Source organism: Ekhidna sp., assembly GCF_039960695.1.
Taxonomy (GTDB): domain Bacteria; phylum Bacteroidota; class Bacteroidia; order Cytophagales; family Cyclobacteriaceae; genus Ekhidna.
The window spans coordinates 110,857-125,425 of the sequence record NZ_JBDVKP010000010.1; the positions used below are offsets into that span (position 1 = coordinate 110,857).

General features: G+C 40.4%; 6 protein-coding genes and 2 tRNA genes. 4 read left to right on the forward strand and 4 right to left on the reverse strand.

The window, feature by feature from the left end; genetic code table 11:
* Position 1: 1 nt before the first annotated feature.
* The 3 genes from ABJG98_RS05930 to ABJG98_RS05940 all read right to left on the reverse strand — a co-directional run bounded on the left by ABJG98_RS05930 (position 2) and on the right by ABJG98_RS05940 (position 3,821).
* The gene (locus tag ABJG98_RS05930; protein WP_348278569.1) at positions 2 to 3,208 is read right to left on the reverse strand and encodes a hypothetical protein; all 3,207 of its coding nucleotides are present in this window, start codon (positions 3,206 to 3,208) and stop codon (positions 2 to 4) included.
* 294 nt (positions 3,209 to 3,502) lie between these two features.
* Positions 3,503 to 3,576, reverse strand: a tRNA-Arg gene (locus ABJG98_RS05935).
* 158 nt (positions 3,577 to 3,734) lie between these two features.
* Positions 3,735 to 3,821: transfer RNA gene (locus tag ABJG98_RS05940), tRNA-Ser, on the reverse strand.
* A 171-nt stretch (positions 3,822 to 3,992) separates the two neighbouring features.
* Here ABJG98_RS05940 and ABJG98_RS05945 point away from each other — a divergent pair.
* Positions 3,993 to 4,730, forward strand: coding sequence for a hypothetical protein (locus tag ABJG98_RS05945; RefSeq protein WP_348278570.1), 738 nt, complete (start codon positions 3,993 to 3,995; stop codon positions 4,728 to 4,730).
* Here the strand turns inward: ABJG98_RS05945 and ABJG98_RS05950 are convergent, their stop codons facing one another.
* Entirely contained in the window at positions 4,731 to 10,865 is a 6,135-nt protein-coding gene (locus tag ABJG98_RS05950; protein ID WP_348278571.1) for a T9SS type A sorting domain-containing protein, read from the reverse strand. It lies immediately after the preceding gene.
* Between the two features lie 603 nt (positions 10,866 to 11,468).
* Here ABJG98_RS05950 and ABJG98_RS05955 point away from each other — a divergent pair.
* The 3 genes from ABJG98_RS05955 to ABJG98_RS05965 all read left to right on the forward strand — a co-directional run bounded on the left by ABJG98_RS05955 (position 11,469) and on the right by ABJG98_RS05965 (position 14,537).
* Positions 11,469 to 12,437: a VWA domain-containing protein gene (locus ABJG98_RS05955; RefSeq protein ID WP_348278572.1), complete on the forward strand. Its 969-nt coding sequence runs from the start codon at positions 11,469 to 11,471 to the stop codon at positions 12,435 to 12,437.
* Complete coding sequence (locus tag ABJG98_RS05960) at positions 12,434 to 13,237, forward strand: hypothetical protein (RefSeq protein ID WP_348278573.1); 804 nt, start codon at positions 12,434 to 12,436, stop codon at positions 13,235 to 13,237. The genes ABJG98_RS05955 and ABJG98_RS05960 overlap by 4 nt, the downstream gene beginning before the upstream one ends.
* Before the next feature lie 121 nt (positions 13,238 to 13,358).
* The gene (locus ABJG98_RS05965) at positions 13,359 to 14,537 is read left to right on the forward strand and encodes an acetyl-CoA C-acyltransferase (protein ID WP_348278574.1); all 1,179 of its coding nucleotides are present in this window, start codon (positions 13,359 to 13,361) and stop codon (positions 14,535 to 14,537) included.
* Positions 14,538 to 14,569: the final 32 nt, after the last annotated feature.

Consider the following 14,569-nt stretch of genomic DNA (forward strand, 5'->3'; position numbering starts at 1 on the left):
ATTATTGGGAGATGTATTGGTATTGATATCTGGCAACGATGTTATCATCATCATCCCTCACTTCGATAAGTCGTCCAAACGGGTCATAGGAATAAGATTTTGCATATCCATTTGGATCTATTTCTTTTTCAATGCCATAGCCATATCTCCATAGAAAGGTTCGAACCTGTGCGTCCGACAGGTTGCTCCTCAATCCACCAACGATGCTTTCGATATTGACGCCATTCTGGAGGTTGGTGAAGTCCGTTGTTGTAAGCTTCTGATCAATCTCTGCTCGCGTAGCATTTGTGATCACTGCCACGACTGAACTATTGTCAAACGCCCAGAGGTAATTCTCTTCTATCTCCAAACCAGCACTCGAAGAATTTCCCGAAAAAATCTTCTTTGTAATTACTCGGTTGCCGTCATAGGTATACTCTGCTTCTAAATTGTACGAATCGTCCTCACTATCCCATTTTTTTACCGTCAATGGTAGCTTTCCATGATAGGTGAGTTTCGTTCCCGACAATTGCCTAGCAGAAACCCCCGGTTTCAATAAAGACTTGGAATAGGTACTGACCAACGCTGGATAGCTGCTATGCCTGACCATTAGATCCTTATGAGAGTAACTCCCAAAAGATTGGGTTTGCGCTGTGGGGAAGGTATGATCAAGGCTATCACCGTAATGGTATGTCAGGGTAGTGGATAATTGACCAGAAGTTTCAAAGCTTGTCTCTTCTACACTGGATAGTGCATACCATTTTCTCTGGTAATCATAAAGGTTGAGTTTGAAATCATCGTTGATCGTTGTAGAACATCTATAGCAAAAGCGTGTAGCTACCTTTCCAACTTTAAATGCTCTAATACTCTGACTGTTGAGCGTATACTCATTATAACTATATTGTATTGATTTTATCTTGGTATTAGCAATTGAATCTGTAGTAGTAGGCAAGCCAAGGATAGTAGTATCTTTTTGATAGACATACGTTTTGTAAATGGACTTTTCTTTGATTTTTCCATTCTTGTAACTAAGGTCTGTAGAGGGAACAAATGGATAATCGTTGTTTAAGGGTGGGTTATCGTTGATGAATTCATAAACAGTCATTCCATTCCTTGCACTGGAGAACGGATCTCGCGCTATTTCCCTAACCATTGAGTAACCAATATGTGAGCCTTGGTAAGTAATACCTGGCAATTGAGATTTATCACTTAGTGTGAGCCATGAAACAGGAGGATAATCTCCATCATTGTCTTCACAAATAAGCCCAGGCATTGATCCCGGATAATTAGTATGAACAACTCCAGTAAAACTGGGAGGTGAAAACAATATGCCACTTGGGTTTCCATCATTTCCAGTGTAAGAATAGGTTTTTTCGATTCCAGCTGAGTTGGATATTTTCTTTATCCTCAACCCTCCTATTTCCTCTATTCCAGGCTCAACCTGCTCATACTCAATGGATATTTGAGCCGTTTCATTATCCTCCTCATCATACGCGTGCAGTCGGTAGGTTCCAGAAGGAAGTATCAGCCTGTTTCCTTCGACAACCTGATTTAAATTAATGATATTTCCTAAACTGTCTTCCAAGTAAGCATATATACTTTCTCCATTTTGCACAACATTATCTTCTAATGTTGCGCTACAATTTTGACCTACAATAAAAATTGGGCTATATTTTTCATCACCGGCACCATTGGTCCCATCAGCCTCTATTGATTGCCTATATGTAGTTCTTTTTGAGCTGTCATATCTTGAGTTTAGTTCATAGTCAAACTGAGTGTAGCCGCCAGTTGGAAAATTGATTTTATGTAATGTTCCTGTCCTGGTATTTGTTAAGCTTGGATCTCGATTGACTCCATTGGGATTAAAGTGAAATGTATTGTCTTTAAACTCTGGAATTAAGCTACCGGTGGCTGAGCTTCCATTGTAAAATCCCCAATAGTCCTGACCTCTAGAATCTGACGCAGGCACAGTTCCCTCACTGTAGTAGTCAAAACTATAGCCATTTTCAATGTTTCCATTTTCATTGATAGGTGTAACCGAGTTCAATTTAAGCTTGCTATTGGACCCAAAATAGCTATCAGTGTCAATTAAGAAACCCTTAATGTATTGACTACCACGTTTTATATTAATACGGGTGAGGCGCTTGCTGCCATTCAAATCCGTCCTACTTCCAGATTCTTGTGCCAGAAAATCTACAGTAACACCATTAGATGCAGTGATTTTGCTTAATCGATAAGATGTTACAGAAGTTGTATTGTAACAATGGCTTCCAGAAGGAGGATTACCTGATCCACCGGGAATTTTTTCATTTTGCGTACTACTTAAACGTTGGTCATAAGTGAGGTTTTCGACTTCATAGTCAAATACAATAGAGTCTCCATTGAGAGACATCTTTGTCAAAAGCCATGCACTTTGATAATAATCAAGACCTCCCGGCCCATCGTAAGGTGAGTCGGCAGATCCACAGTCTGAAGTTACCGTTGTGCGTTCGGGTGTATCAAAAGTGTACTTAATACCATCAGGTCCAAAAATCACCCATGAATAATCAGATTCGTTTGGATAATTGGGTAGTGTGCTGGATTGGAATGGATGATTGTTAATGCTGAAATTGTCCGTATCAAGTTTGTAAATTGCTCTATCCCTTGTGAAAATAAATTTACCTCCACCGGATGGCAGTGAATAATGATATACATCTGGTTCAGAATCGATCCAACCTTTAGCAAGTGTATCGGCCCTAATGACGGCTGCACCTCCCCATGTTGATCCCAATTCTGAATATTGCGAATAACAGCTAAATATTGAATCAGCTAACACTCCCCCGGATGAATTAAACATTCGCTCAGTATGATCTGTAAACCATCCCCACTTTGCAAAGCTGTCAGATTCATCAGGTATTCCTCGCAAGGTTCTGCTTACACTTCCACCCGCGCTTAATGACCAACCTGCTCCTATCCAGCTTGCATGCTCTTCTACCCTCAATCCACCAGCATGATAATTCATTGAAATTGGTAGCTGCAGCTGTGGTAAATCAACTGTATAAATTGGAATATTTATGCTAGGAATACCTGTATAGTGACTGACAGGAACATCAATGAATTTATTGAGAGAAGCAACATTTGGTGATGGCGGGACAACATTTATTTCAGAATATTGAATCGCTTCCTGAGCCGATAATTTAAATAGTAATGCGAGCAGAATTACTAGCTTACTGAGCAGTCTAATTTTCATGGAATTTGGTTATTGATGAACTATGCAAAGTCGAATTAATGCAATGAAAAAGAAGATTAGAATCATTGTATTGTAAAAAAACCCAAAATATTACACTCAACTAGTAGAAGTATACAGGATGTATACCTTAATTGAATGGGGGTTGATCTTTTACGTATTCTCAAATACCTCGAGATTTAGTAAGGATGCACAGGGACTCGACACGTCCGCCCGTCCGAACCCGCTCCTTCGGACAGCACTGTCTTCCTTCAATCCTTAAAAACGAAAAAACCCGCCAGAAGCGGGTTTTGATCGTGATTGCACAGGGACTCGAACCCCGAACCTGCTGCTTAGAAGGCAGCTGCTCTATCCAGTTGAGCTATGCAACCATATTTGTTGTGGAGAGAGGGGGATTATTTCATGATCCCACATTGGGGAGAATGAAACAAAATGATGATACTTCGTATCAAACCAACCTCCTCAATCCCATCTTCAAGTAAACTTGAGCCGGGATTCTCCGGTTGTTGCTTTCGCAACATTTTGTTTGCGGAGAGAGGGGGATTCGAACCCCCGGTACGATTTCTCGCACGCATGTTTAGCAAACATGTGGTTTCAGCCACTCACCCACCTCTCCGGGGCATTAACTAACGCTCATTTTTAGTCAACTTTGCGACCAAAACTCCTCCTCAAATCATGGCTTGAAACCAAGACATCTCTGAAAAGGAGTGCAAATATAAAAGTTACCTTCAAAAATCCATTTCCTTCATTCAATTCTTTATTAATTTCCTTTCAAATAATTCTCTGCATGAATAAAACGCAAATTCTAATTGCTCTTGTAATCGTAAGCATCTTCGGTGTTTTTAATACATATTTTGATGTTCTGGAGGTATTTAAGGCAAATTCTCCTGAAGCCATTTCAGAAAAGAAGGTCCGAGATGGTGAGATTAGACAATACACAAGGGACAAGAGACTCAAGACAATCGTAAACTACGATAAAGGAATTAAGCATGGTACCTCCTATTTATATCACGATGATGGTGAAACAGTAATGCTAGCCATACCCTACAATCAAGGTAAGCGAGAGGGTACTTCCAAAAAGTACTATAAAAATGGAAAACTATATGCTGAAACAGCATACCAAAACGATCTTCTACACGGTCCGCGTAAACTCTATTATACCACAGGTCAATTGAAAGCAATCATAAACTATGGTAATGGAAACCCTGGACTTGGCACCATTGAATACTTACTTGACGGATCGAAAAAGAATGACAACAAGATTCTGGCTACCAAAGCAGGAAACAGGATCAAGCTATCAACATCCAAAGCATGTAAAGAGTCAAAATTCTACATTGGAAAATTAATTGATGAAACCTTCTTCAATGTGATGCATCCTGATTTGAAATCACTTCCCAAATCAGACGGATCATATTTTATAGATACCAATATGTATACTCCAAGCTATTTGAAATATCAGGATATCATATGTCACTGCGAGAGTAAACAAGGCAATCCTATTATTCTTAAAACCAGACTTTATTAACTAGTTTATCCTAATAAAAAAAGATTCGGTATTTCCTACCGCATTTACTTTAAGCACATACATGCCTGATGGCAAGTTTGAAACAGGAATCTTTATCCGATCTCCTAAAACGAATGTGTCTATTGGGTATGTTTTACCTGAAAGATCGATTAAGCTAACCGAAAATCCTTCCGTAAAGGTTTGAGAATTATTTCCTTGAACATTTATAAAATCCGAAGTGGGATTAGGGTAAAGTCTCCATTTTATCAAATCTGAATTCGTATGAATAGATATAATCCCGGAGTGGGTAGACTGACCATCGTAATCTACCTGAGTAAGTCGATAGTAATTTACCTCGTCTAGTGGTGAATTATCAATATATTGATAGTCAATCCGTTCGGAAGAATTTCCGGCACCATCTCGTTCACTTAACACTTTAAATGTTACTCCATCCGTACTTCTTTCTACCATAAATTTATCGTTGTTCACTTCGGTTAATGTTTGCCAAGTAAGCAGCACAGACTCATTATCTAATTCCCCATTGAAGAAACTCAATTCAACTGGCAAGGCCACATTGTCATTGCCAGGGCTATAATGTGGAACAAATGAAGAAAAAGATGAAATTCCAAACGTAAAAGACTTCCCAAGGCTTCCTACATCAGCTACCATCGGCTGATGCGAACTTCTAATTCCACCAGAGACAAACGGATCTAAATCATCTACGCCTGAAATCTTAGTAAAATGAATACTATCTGCCTGGAATTCGTCAAGCACATTTGGGTCATATCCATCAGAGACAACCGCATCTCTTAAGTCGACTGGTTCAGCATCAAGTGAGTAAAACCTCAAATAAACATCTGTACTTGGCTGAGTGGTAGGTGAAATCCACCAATTTCGATTCATAACATATTCATCCTGAGTACCTCCCACCGTCTGCATCCGAACATTTGCCTGGCCATTTAAAACCCGTACGGCCCAACACGTAGATCCAAGGTCATTGCCAACAGGATTGATGGAATAAACCAAATTCCCATTTTGATCAGTGACATGTATCCATTGGTATCCGCTAAAATCCTGGCAGTTTCCTCCACTTGCTTCATAATCTGCCTGTAGCGCTCGAATACTTACGATTGCAGATGGAAGTCCAGGGCTCTCCTCATCAAATGGATCCGTATTTGTGAGTGCTTCAATATAGTCTGGAATACCATCGTCATCTATATCTGATACAAGGTTGATAGGCGCATCAGCTCCACCAGATACTAAAATCGCTTCCAAAGCATCAGTAATGCCGTCGAAATCTGAATCCGATCCACCCAAAGCAACAGGGTCATTGGCATCACCCGGATTCGTATTATTTAATGCTTCATAATAATCCGGTATTCCATCACTGTCTGTATCGGTCGCTAAATCAGGATCAACAGCTCCTCCACTGTTTCCAATATAGGTTTCAAAAGCGTCTGGTATGCCATCGTTATCTGTATCTGCATCGCCTGAAGCGATTGGTTGATCTCCATTGAACGGATTAGTGCCGTCGGCCACTTCCAGCCAATCAGGAATACCATCCCCATCGGTATCCGTTATTCTGGAAATTGGGCCGACAGCTCCGTTATCAATTAATATCTGTTCAAGTGCATCGGTGATACCATCACCGTTGATGCCTGTATCGTTTATCCCTTTATTGGCAGTTGCGTTGAGGTTGTCGTCATTTCCTCCCCCAATCACCGGACTGTCACCATCGGCTTCATCCGTCCCATAGGCTATTTCGAAGTAATCAGGTATACCGTCCGAGTCTGTATCAGTTGTCAAATCTCTACTAGTGCCAATGGCCAGGTTCACTGCACCTGTAGGATTGATGCCTTCAAAAACAAGTGTAGTACCATCAAAGCTTGCGGCGGTAGTTATGCTTAATGTGCCATTTGTAAAATCATCATCCGAATCAAGAATTAAAGAAAAATCCGTAATAGAATAGGCCCCGTAACCTCCACCTGTGAGATCAAATGCTAGGCTTACAGTACCTACATCTCCGGTTTCAGTTAAACCCCATATCCGTGTAACCCGCTCTGTCACTGTGCCAGGAAGATTTGATGTGGTAGATGTAATTACACCTCCATCGTCGCCCCAAAACAAATAGTCTTCATTATTAAGACTGGAAGCGGCACTTACAGTTAGAATACCTGATGCATTGAAACTGGAGTTGCTATTTATAAATAATCCTTGGGAAGAGTTTATGCCAATAGCTGAGATGTCATTAGCATAGGCTGTGAGATTATAAAGGTTGGTTCCATCATTATATGTATAGCCAGTAGTGCTTATATCGAGCTCAATGCCATACTTTATCGCAAGATATGAAGTAATATCCCTCCTTTCATTGTCAGTTAATCGCGAATCGAAACTGATAACCTCACTAATGGTACCGTCATATGCTCCAATCCCAGAAAAGACATCTCCCAACTGATAGGCTTGATTTGATAGATTGGTAAATGATCCGGCATTGGCCTCTCCATTGTCAATTTGAATTCCGTCTGCATATATATCCTGACCGTCGTTGGTTGAATTGACAGAAGAATTGAAGATAACCGCGTCCGTGTAGCTGACACTGGTTCCAGTTTGTGCAGACCTGTACGATCCTGACGCCTGATATAGATGTGTAACCACTTCATCTGGAACGCCAGCATCAGAGGTTACCGGTCCCAGACCAAAGCCTGTAAATTCGCCCGATTCAAATCCTATAACACCTGCGCCAGCCGAATTGTATGAGTAGGTGATATCCGGATCAAGAACGATAAAGTAATCTTGAGAATAAAATCCTCCGGAACCTCCAATGATATCGTTGGTGCCATCAAAAGATATCGCCGGCTGATTTCCCATTGCATTTGCCACATAAAGTGGTCTTGTTCCACCAGCACCTGAAGCATCATTGGATCCGGCCTGATCTGCCCAAGTAGTAACCGCAACTCCATCTGTAGTCGTACTTGTGCCGGCATCAGCTCTCAACCATAAGGCTATATCGGCATTTAAGGATGGGGCAGCTGGTATGCTTAGTGTGAAAAAATCGTTATCGGCAAATGACACGTCTTCAAAAACAATGGTGTCGCCAGAAAAATAGCTACCTTCATAGGCATTCGTTATAGTAGAGAAATCATTGGATGTGTTCACTAATAATGAGTAGAGACCTTCTGCTTTCACACGGCTGGCAAAGTTTGCGATTGCGCCTACATAAACTTTTACAGTAACATTTCCTGGTGAGCCTGTGACATCTACTTGCCACTCTGTTTGCGTTCGCTCCTCATAGGCACCTGGCAATTCAGTACTTTGTGCCAATGTTTTATCAGTGGCGTCACTACCCCACAAGATGTAATCTCCAGAGCCAAGGTTATTGCCGCCTTCAATCTGAACTATTGCATCTGCATTACCGCTGATGGAAACAGTCTGACTCAACCCATGATCCAAATTGATACCTATGCCAGCAATATCGTTGGCATAGCTCGCATTATTATAAATGGATGCTCCGTCAACCGTATAGGCCTCACTGGAAATATCGAGTGTTACACCATACTTTAATCCTAAGTAGGAAACGACATCTCTCCTATCAGTATCACCTAGTCTTGTATTGTAGCTAATTACTTCTGCAATTTTTCCATCGTAAGATTCTGTTTGCAGGAAATTATTCCCCAGCCTGAAAAAGGAATTTGTTCTGTTTCCAAAAGAGCCTGCATTTTGCTCAGTATCATCGATCTGAACATCATCTGCAAATAGTTCCTGACCATCTGCTGTTGCATTGTTTCTGGAGTTTAAAATAGTAACTGGCCCGCTGATGGTTCCGGAAGCGTCTGCAGAACGATAAATATCATACGCATGCCCTACTACTGCATTGGTTACATCGCCCTGATCTCCAAGGTATAACCCATCAAAAGAACCGTTCCTGAATCCTAGCAGGAAACCAATGTCATTCGAAGTTTGAATGGTAAGGTCTGGTTTCACCACGAGAAAGTAATCATGCGTATTAAAACCGGCTATGCCATCTAAAAAATCATCTGTAAAGTCAATCGCATCATTGAAATTGATTTCATTTTCAAGTAAAGTAGGTTTTTCATTGTCATCACCCTGATCGGCATCATTTCCATTTCCGCTTACGTCAGCCCAGCTGGTAACCAAATTTGAAGCAGTTGTAGAAACACCATCATCTGGCCTCAACCAAAGTGTGAGTCCCGCAGATACACCGCCTGGAGCTATCGTTTGCACATCACCACCTAAGGTAAAAAAATCTCCATCAGCTAAATCAACATTTTCAAAGGATAAGATATCTTTTCCTCCAACTGTTGTAACATTCCCTCCTAAGACCAAAGTTGCTATGGCTTCATCTCCTAAATCCGTCGGCATTGTAGCTGTTCCGGGTGCTACAATGAGATTCAAGGTTGTATTGTCTTTGTCAACGGAAAGATTGGTGATGTCAAAATTGAGCGTGACAGTACCAACGTCCCCGGTCTGTTTTACTTTCCATATTCGCTCCAGTCGTTGGGTTATTCCTGAAATTATATCAGCAGTTGTGAAAGTGTTGGTGCCATCATCATTCCCCCATACCAAATATTCACTATCGTCAAGGTCTGAAGGATTACGCATGCTTACTATAGTAGCATCGTTTATGCTTTGGCTGCTCGGCTGATTTAGCCCTTGAGTGTTCGTATTCTTACCTATTCCAGCTACATCGTGGTGATAGGTTTGATATCCTGCATCAGAACTTCCAGGCCATATAATAGTGGATCCATCTACTTGATAATCGAAGTTGGTTGTCGTACTGGAAAGGTCTTCATCCAATGTAATACCATATTTAATGGCTAGATATGTTTCTACATCAGCCTTATCACTGTCACTGAGTTTGGAACTGTAGGATATGACTTCTGCAATACCTCCTTGAAAATCATCAGTAAAATCAAAGCCATACCCTATTACATAAGCACCATCCGAAAAGTCTACATAATCACCATCAGGGTCATCTTCTATATTGTCGACACGTTCACCATTTAAATAAATGTATTGTCCATTATTTGTGGCATTCCATCTGTCATTTATAATAATTGGGTTCGCTAGCACATACTCTCCTGCTGGATCCTGAAATGCCGATCGATAACCATCTGCAGGAAAAATAGTGTGTGATATTAGTTCGTCAGCAAATTGAACTGTCGATGACCCCAACTCCAAGCTCCCAACATCTCCAGGTTGATAACCTATTACATCACCGGTTTCTTCTGAACTGCTGCTAATAAAGTCAGGGTCTATAACTACGAAGAACTCACGTGTGTAAAATCCAGCAGTACCTTGTAAATCAGAATCATCAAATTGCAGAACTGGGTTGAAATTAATAGCTGAATCTAAATAATTTGGTCTTGAAGAAAAGGTATTTTGACGCGCGTGATTTTGTCCAGAGCTAAGATCAGCCCATGTGTTGACAGTAGTTCCTTCAGTAACAACAGGCCCATCTGCTTTGAGCCAAAGTGACAAGCCAGTAGAAACGTTACCCGGAGCAGCGTCGCTTACATCATATCCTGTAATTATAAAATTATCAAAGCCAATGCCCGCATTAAACGATGCATTGACATCTGACGCAAACCTGACTCTGAAACGTACCGTTGAATTATTATCCAGTACGTCAGGTAAGACGATTGAAGCCGTTATCCACCCACTGCTATTTCCGGACCATCCTTCCTCTGCCAAGGCGAAGACATTTGTGGTATTAAACCAATTATTACCTTCTGTGGTGGATCCCAATAGATTCCATGAGCTTCCATCATCATCCGAATATTCAATATTAAATCCATCTTCTATACTAAAAGTATTATCGGTTTCGTAGCTAATGTCCATTTCCAGCACTAACCCATAATGGCCTGATAAATCTATGGTGCCACTTGTAGTAGTTACATCGACAAGAATGCCATAATCATCAAAACTTGTGGGATGCAGATAATTGCCATCCGAGGTTCCAAGTGCATTATCCGAATCTCGGCTCCAACCTGTGGTAGACCAGCCTTCAAAGCCTGACTCAAAGCCATCAGCATAAATTTGGGACTGTCCAAAGATTGGGTGATCTATCAGAATTAGTAATGGGATGAAAAATAATATACAAAGCTTACTAATTGAACTTTCTGTGAGCGAATTCATAACGGTGGTTTTTGGTTTCAATCATCAAAAAAAAATTCGATTTTGATTGAATAAAACACGCCTAAAAAGTTCAAAAAGAAGGTCTAATATTTGGTCAGGTATTGCTTTTTGTACACCATCTTTTTCAGCACTTTAAATTCACGTCTTTTTTCAAAATTCAAAAAAGAATTCTTCACTACATAAAGCCTCTCAAGTTCAACAACTCTTCTTGATATAATTAACAAAAACAGCGTATATGATGGTTAAATAAAGTATTTATCAGATTTAAGAAACAATCATCACAATGAAAATATCTACTATCTAATAAGATCTAATGGCAATTCACTCACAAAGCCATTAGATGCTACTTCTAAATAAATCTATATAAATTCTTTATTAAAAACAATTTTCTTATAAAACGTAATTAAGTATTGACGATTATACTCATTATAAATACCTCAATAGTGTTTATGCAAAAAAACATGAATCTTAAATGAAGGAATAAGCGACTAGATGCAGTTGAGAATCAGATAAATCAATCAGAGTGTGCCGTTCTTCCTAAAAAATGTTAATCCATAAAATTCTAGCTCTTTTGATTGACTTGTTCTGTTAGATTTGCCGACGATGAAATGGGTCAACTCAATAGGCACTTTTGAACTAATAATAGCAGGAGCTTTCATTATTCTTTATATGTCATTCATATGGCGTGTCATCACCACTACCAAAAGATTAGACCTTCCTGCAAGAAGGGTGATCATAAAAACGATCTTACGTACACTCTACTTTAGCTTAATTGTAACTGCTCTACTTGGTCCCAGCTTTGGTGATGCATCCAGAGAGGTGAAAACGGTTGGGAAAGATATTTTCATTTGTATTGACCTCAGCCAATCCATGAATGCAGTGGACGTACAACCTTCCCGACTGGAAAAGGTGAAGTTCGAGCTAAAGAATATTGTAGAAGCCTTCAATTCAGATCGAATTGGACTTATCATGTTTAGCAGCGAAGCTTACATGCAATGCCCACTTACCTATGACAATAATGCACTTAATCTTTTCATCCAGACATTAAACACCAACATGGTTCCTAACTTTGGAACAGACTTTGGACCACCTCTGGAAATGGCAACGGAAAAGTTGATTGCTGATGATACGGTAATTACACGATCCAAAGCCAAGATTACCATTCTCATAAGCGATGGTGAGGATTTCGGAGATAATACAAGTGAAATAGCTGAAGAATTGGAATCGGAAGGGATTACATTATTTACGCTAGGCGTCGGAACAAAACAGGGAAGCAAAATCCCAACCCGTAATGGATTCAAGACGGACAGCGACGGCAAAGATGTCGTATCCCAACTGAATTCTTCATCCTTAGAAAATTTAGCAGAGAATACTGGAGGGGAATATTTTGAAATAAATGAATCAAGAAACGATGTGTCGCGTTTGATTAATGCGATCAACACTGTTGAAGGAGAAATGCGAGACTCAAAGCAAGTAGACGCCACCCAAAATAGGTACTATTATTTTCTAAGTCTAGCATTGTTTTTGATGGTAATCGATGTGTTGTTCAGTGTGAAATTGATAAAGCTATGAGGACGTTTTTAGTAATCGTATTAGCCCTAATAATTAACGACCCAAAAGAGATCGCAAAGATCAATGCATTGAAGAAAGAAGCAGAGAAAGCTTATCACGAGAAAGATTATGAATTGGCTCTATCTAAGTACACGCTTTTGCATGATTCACTAGGCGTAGATGATCCTGCTATCAAACTAAACCTGGCACATGCCCACTATCATTTGGGGGATACTGCGGGTGCCAAAATGAACTACGGTAAGCTCATCAGCTCAGAAAGTAAAAAGATGAAATCTATAGCTCTGCAACAACTTGGAGTGATGAGCAAAAATGCAGGCAAGCTTGAAGAAGCACTTCAGCAATTAAAAGCTGCAATCAAAGCAGATCCTACCAATAAGGAAGCAATCTATAATTATGAAGTAGTGAAGAAACTACTCGAAGAGCAGAAAAAGCAAGAGCAAGAGCAAAAACAAGATCAGGAAAATAAGGACGGAGAGGACGAACAAGAGCAACAAAATCAAGATCAGAAGAAAGACGGGGAAAAGGAAAATCAAGAAAACAAAGACGGAGAGAACCAGGAAAAGTCTGATGAAGAAAATCAGGAGAAAAAAGAGCAAGAGAAAAAGGACGGTGAAGAACAGGAAAGCGAAGAAGAAAAATCTCAGGAACAGATGACCAAAGAAAAGTTAGAAGAAATGGGAATCTCTGAAGAAAAGGCCAGGCAATTGCTAGAAGCAATGAGACAGAGCGAAATCAAATACCTGCAGCATCAGCGAAGGAAACCCACCAAGCGACCGCCTAGTGGTAAACCAGACTGGTAATTGGTCATTCAAAATGTCATTACTTTTTCCCATTTGATTTTACGATCTTTGCGTCCCGATTTGAACCATCGGGATTTTTTATTGATTATAAACACATATATATTTTAACCAATCAATTCATATGAAAGAAGTTTATATAGCATCAGCAGTACGTACACCAATTGGAAGCTTCGGAGGTCAGCTAGCTGGATTTTCAGCAGTTCAGCTTGGCACAGTCGCCATAAAAGGAGCATTGGAAAAGTCTGGCGTTTCTGCAGATCATGTCAATGAAGTATACATGGGAAATGTACTTTCAGCAAGTCTTGGTCAAGCGCCAGCCCGACAGGCAGCAATTGGTGCTGGTATTGGTCACAATGTACCGTGTACCACAGTAAACAAAGTATGCTCTTCCGGTATGAAGTCTGTAATGCTAGGCGCACAGTCTATCATGTTAGGCATCAATGATGTAGTAGTAGCTGGTGGTATGGAAAGCATGTCAAATGTTCCATTTTATGTACCTAAAGCACGATTTGGCTATAAATACGGACATGGACAGCTCATTGATGGATTGATGCACGATGGGTTATGGGAAGCTTATAATCAATTTCCAATGGGGAGTTGTGCTGATAACACAGCAAAAGAAATGAACATCTCCAGAGAAGCTCAAGATGAATTTGCCATTAACTCTTATAAGAAAGTAGCTGCTTCTACCGAAGCTGGTGAATTCAAGGATGAAATTGTCCCTGTAGAAATTCCGCAACGAAAAGGAGATCCAGTGGTAATGGATGAAGACGAGGAATTCAGAAATGTGAATTATGACAAAATACCAGCGCTTCGTCCGGTCTTCAATAAAGATGGAACCGTAACCGCAGCTAATGCCTCAACCATCAATGATGGCGCTTCGGCACTAGTTCTTGTCAGCAAAGAGAAGGCAGAGGAACTTGGACTAACAGTAATTGCTAAGATCAGAGGTTTTGCAGACGCGGCACAAGACCCCATGTGGTTTACAACAGCACCTTCATTGGCAGTTCCTAAGGCATTAGCTCACGCCGGTGTGGATAAATCCGATGTAGATTTCTGGGAAGTAAATGAAGCTTTCTCAGCTGTAGCTTTAGCAAACCAGCAAAAGTTAGAGTTAGATGGAGAAAAACTCAATGTCTTTGGTGGCGCAGTAGCTATGGGTCACCCGCTTGGAACGTCTGGCGCAAGAATCATTACGACACTCATCAATGTGTTAAATAAAAAAGATGGAAAGATTGGATGTGCTGGAATCTGCAACGGTGGAGGAGGAGCTTCCGCAATTGTCATAGAGAGGGTATAATCTAAGATTAACAATTTATAAATTAGCCCGGC